Annotated in this window: 4 protein-coding genes; all 4 read right to left on the reverse strand. The window is 49.3% G+C overall.

The window, feature by feature from the left end; translation table 11 throughout:
• Positions 1-250 precede the first annotated feature (250 nt).
• Positions 251-1,369 (reverse strand): ABC transporter permease, encoded by a 1,119-nt coding sequence (locus F1593_RS27220; RefSeq protein ID WP_149404698.1) that lies wholly within the window; start codon positions 1,367-1,369, stop codon positions 251-253.
• Between the two features lie 12 nt (positions 1,370-1,381).
• Entirely contained in the window at positions 1,382-2,344 is a 963-nt protein-coding gene (locus F1593_RS27225) for an ABC transporter permease (RefSeq protein ID WP_149404699.1), read from the reverse strand.
• Between the two features lie 112 nt (positions 2,345-2,456).
• Positions 2,457-4,190 (reverse strand): peptide ABC transporter substrate-binding protein, encoded by a 1,734-nt coding sequence (locus F1593_RS27230; protein WP_172632504.1) that lies wholly within the window; start codon positions 4,188-4,190, stop codon positions 2,457-2,459.
• 268 nt (positions 4,191-4,458) lie between these two features.
• Positions 4,459-4,842, reverse strand: a 384-nt coding sequence (locus F1593_RS28780) for a hypothetical protein (RefSeq protein WP_172632505.1), incomplete at its 5' end; no start/stop codon positions are given.

The following is a 4,842-nucleotide window of genomic DNA, read 5'->3' on the forward strand; positions in this document are numbered from 1 at the left end:
CAGGGAAGCGGTGCCGAGAAACTCTGGCACCGCTTTACCGCGTACGGTGGGCGATCAGCCGCCTTTGGGATGATGCCCATCCCGTACTTGGAAGTGTTCTTCCGCCGGACTTAGAAACAATTCGGTTTTTAGCATCGTTTAGGTGCTAGAAATGTTTCCCAAAAATCCGGGATGACTCATATTTGAGCACCGTAGGTGCGAAAACTCATGCGTGAAGAACGCGGAGGCCCGGGGGATCTGGCAGGAGCGACTAATCTTTCGCACGTGGATCAAAGGCATCGCGCACGCCATCACCCAGGAATGAGAATGCCAGCACAATAATTGCCAGTACAATACATGGCAAAATCGCGACCCAGGGATTGGTCCGAATATATTCCGCACCATCGGAAACCATTAAACCAATACTCGAACCGGGAGGTTGCACACCTAATCCCAGGAAGCTAATACCTGCCTCTGAAATAATCGTATTCGAGATATTCAGAGTCGCGGCAATCACAACAATACTGAACAGGTTCGGTATAATATGACGTGTAATGATATTAAAATCGGAGCTACCCAGTGTCTTAGCGGCCTCAACATATTGTTGTTGCTTCAACTGGAGTGTCTGACCGCGTACATAGCGAGCCATTAACGGCCAGATAGTAAAGGCCAGCGCCAACGAGACCAGGAGCAAGCGCGCATTGCCATTTGCCCCAATCACTGGAATAGTATTCAGATGGCGATCAGCCCAGGGGCCCATGATACCAGAAATAAGGATCAGGAACAGAAGGCCCGGGAAAGCAAACATGATATCAGTGAAACGCGCCAGCAAGAAATCAATCCAGCCGCCGTAATAACCGGCCAGCACTCCAACGATGATGCCCAGTACAATATCGATCACCTCAACCAGCACCGCGACGGCCAGCGAAATCAAAACGCCTTGCATCAAGCGAGCCAGCATATCACGTCCCAGACCATCAGTTCCCAGCCAGTATTGGGCTGAAGGACCTTCAGTCACACGGTCAACCTCAGCATGGGCGAACGAGTGATACTGATCTGGCCCGATCGCTCCATTGGTGAGACTGGTATAGGTACCACCAATATGCATATAAATAGTTGGACCAATGATCGCGATAATGATCAGTATGATAATGGTCCAGAGGCTGATCATCGCCTTCTTGTCGCGGCGAAAGCGCCTGAGTGACTCCTGAAAAGGCGTGCGCGTCTGGCGCTTCTTCTCAGACACATCCTTATCTGGCAGAATTGGCTCTATGTCTGGATCGAAAGGTTGTACAGTACTATCAGGAGCCATGACGCCAGGCTGAAATATTGAACGATTCCGTGGAACATTCCCTGGAAACCCAGGTGCGCGTCCTTTCTGCTCTTCCATCTACACGTCCTCCTATTCCGCTTTGATGCGTGGATCAACAACGCTATACATAATATCTGAAAGCAAGTTACCCGCCACCACCGCGATTGCGAGCATGACGGTCGTTGCCTGGATAACCGGATAATCGCTGGTGCTTACTGACGATAAGGTCGTCTCGGCAATGCCTGGAATGTTAAAGATGTGCTCAATGAAGAACGCACCAGATACCAGCGAGCCTAATGAGACACTAATGACAGTAATCAATGGGATCAACGCGTTGCGGAACGCATGACGGAATGTGATCGCATGTGAGCGCAAGCCCTTGGCCCGAGCGGTACGAATGTAATCCTGATCGAGCACATCCAGCATGCTGGTGCGGGCCAGACGCGCATAATACGCGAAGCCAGCGGCTCCATAGACCAGGATTGGAATCAACTTATACTGAATATCCGCCCAGGTATAGTGCCAGGGAGTGCCCCAGTTCGCAACCGGCCAGTTCAAGCCCGGTACATTGGTATCAGCATAGACAATCGCCACCTGCACAAACGTTGCCAGCACAAAGGACGGCAATGCATAAATGATCAAGGTCACAAACATATTCGTGGTATCGATCCAGGTACGAGCCTTTAACGCGGTATAAATACCCAGTGGAATACCCAGCAGTAATTGGAGAGCCAGAGCCCACAGTCCCAGCTCAACTGAGACAGGAATGCCATCCTTCAAAATATCCCAGACAGGGCGTCCCTTTGAAGAGAAGGATAGACCAAAATTCAAATGGAATAATCCAGAAAGGAAATTCCAGTATTGTTGAAGAAAAGGAAGGTCTAAGCCATACGCATGCTTTAGTTGTAGGTATGCAGCTTGAGTATAATGCTGCCCTAGCAACTGTTTAATCGGGTCGTCGGGAGCAAAATATCCCATGGCGAATGTGATAAAGGTTACCCCCAGTATGACAAAAATCAGACCGATCAGCCTTTTCAACAAAAATCGAAACATACCAAACTCCTTGCCTCCCCTCTACAGTCAAGCAGGGATAGCGATACAGTATCGCCATCCCTACAGCTATCGACCTACTGAGAGGATTATCCTCTGCGTAAGGCAATCAGAATTAATGTTGAGCGATATACGTGTTCGCCCAGTCATTGGGTGGAACCATTGAAGCTGCATTAAACTTCAAGCCAATCACATATGGTTTGAGCAAGCGGATGTCCGGGCGCTGATAAATTGGCAACCAGGCGACATCATTGACGAGCTGCTGCTCAATCTTGTTGTATGCCTGCAAACGAGCGGCTTTATTATTGATGACATCAGCTGCGGCCATCTGCTTTTGCAGAGCCTGCTGGGCAGAGACGGTCGAACCTTTGTTGTCGCCATAGTTGTAGGCGTTGTTCGGAGCATTGGTTCCGAACTGCAAAGAAATCCAGTCCTCAGGATCTGGGAAGTCCGCGCCCCAACCGGCAGTCCACATCTGCAATGGACCAGTATTCCCCTGTGTCTGCGCCTGCGCGGTGTAGAGAGAGTTCTGACTGATCGCGGTAGTGGCGATATTGATACCCAGAACAGACTTCCACATCTGCACTTCGGTCGCTACCTCGTTCGCACCTTCGGGTGACTGGGTTGGATAGGTGAAGGTGATCTGAGGGAATGTCTGACGGGTCAAACCCTCTTCCTGTAAGCCTTTATTGAAGAGCGCAACCGCTTTCGCCTTATCCCCATGGATATCAGTGCCCGCCGGGCAAGTCAGATTGGCATCATACCCATACTGACCTTTAGGAATTATGTGGCAGGTAGGAGTATAAGCATTATGCCACGCAGCTTTGACAATCGTGTCACGGTCCAGAGCCAGTGCTAACGCCTGTCGAATATTGATGTTATCCAAAGGTTTGACTTTGTAGTTCATACCAATATAGAACAGGGTCAGGGCGTCATTCTGAGAATAGTCAGAACGGCTTTTCGCGGACACGGTCTGAGCCAGAGGAACATCAGTGATATCTACCTGATTCGCCAGATAGGCGTTATAGCTGGTATCACGATCTTTATATGGCAGATAATCGATTTCTTTCAATTGTGGTTTAGGACCATAGTAATTATCATTCGGCACAAACTGAATGCCAGTAGTATGACTATAGGATTTCACTTTGAAAGGACCATCGCCACCCTGTCCACCATTGTCAGACAGATGATCTGTCCATTTGCTTCCATAGGCATCGATGACGCTTTTCTCAACCACAAAGCTGGTTGGATAGGTCAGAGCACCAAGGAAGTAAGCCGTGGATTTTGTCAATTTGAAGACCACCGTGTTGGGATCTTTGACAATCACGCCGGAGCCAATTACTGATTTCAGCTTGCCCTGGGTACGCTCGGTCGCACCTTTGATCAGTCCCAGATAGGTCGTCGCTACGCCTGACTGATTGTTAATGGCTGGTGAGAGTGCACGATCAATCGAATAAGCGACATCATTGGCATCCAATGTTTTTCCATCGCTGAACTTCAGATTGGGGCGCAGATGGAAAGTATAGGTCATACCATCTTTAGAAACATCATAGGACTCAGCCAATTGAGGCTTGATATTGAGCTGATCATCAAGCTGTACCAGACCGGTGAATGTCAGGTTGATCGCCTGAATAGAGGTATTGTCAGTCGCGATACCTGGATCAAATGAATTGATATCCGGTAAGCGGAAGGCCCAGCGATATACCTGCTGGCTGTCAGCGGCCTTTGTTGTACTGGTGCTACCACTGCCGCCGGGTACAGAACCGCCGCCGCAAGCTGTGAGCAGGATACCAAATACGCAAAGGAGGGTTGGCAGCATCACAGTTGTGATTTTTTTGCCAGAACGCATAAACATTGACTCCTTGATACATAAGTATATAGCGTGCCTGTGGAGTATCAGAGCACGTCCAGGGAGTACATTGGCTCTTTTTTTGACACCGGAATCAACCCTCGCCATCCTTGTTCTCTTAAGCGTGCCTGGCGTTCTAAGTAGATCGATGCCTATGTTTTCCCACACAGAACACCGGTTTATAATACACAAGGATCTTATACGAGTTCGCAGAAAGAAAGTTAGCCAGCGCGGAACATGCGCGGAATCAGCGCGCCATAGATTTATATCACATCGTATAGCGCCGCCTCAGAAGTGGATGCACATCAAAAGCGTCCAGACAAAAGACATAAACAGAACCACGCCAATCGGCCGGGCTTATCCAATCCAGATCCATTCCCCTAAAAGTACCGGCAAACACCAAAAAAAGAGGCTGTGATGAAGTAAATTTCATCACAGCCTCAGCGGGATTGCAAAGGGCCGCCAGCCCTTTGCCGGAGTTTGGGGTGTCCCCCAATATCCCTTTTTCCCTTCTTTTACCCGCCCCGAAGAACTTATCCGAAAACGTGGAAGGAGATGATAGAATCAAGAACAAGGAAAGGAACACGAATCCCCCAAGCAAAGGAGAAACCAAGATGGCCCGAACCAAACCGTGGGAAGTCAGTGACCAATT

This window comes from Dictyobacter arantiisoli, from assembly GCF_008326305.1.
Taxonomy (GTDB): Bacteria; Chloroflexota; Ktedonobacteria; order Ktedonobacterales; family Ktedonobacteraceae; genus Dictyobacter; species Dictyobacter arantiisoli.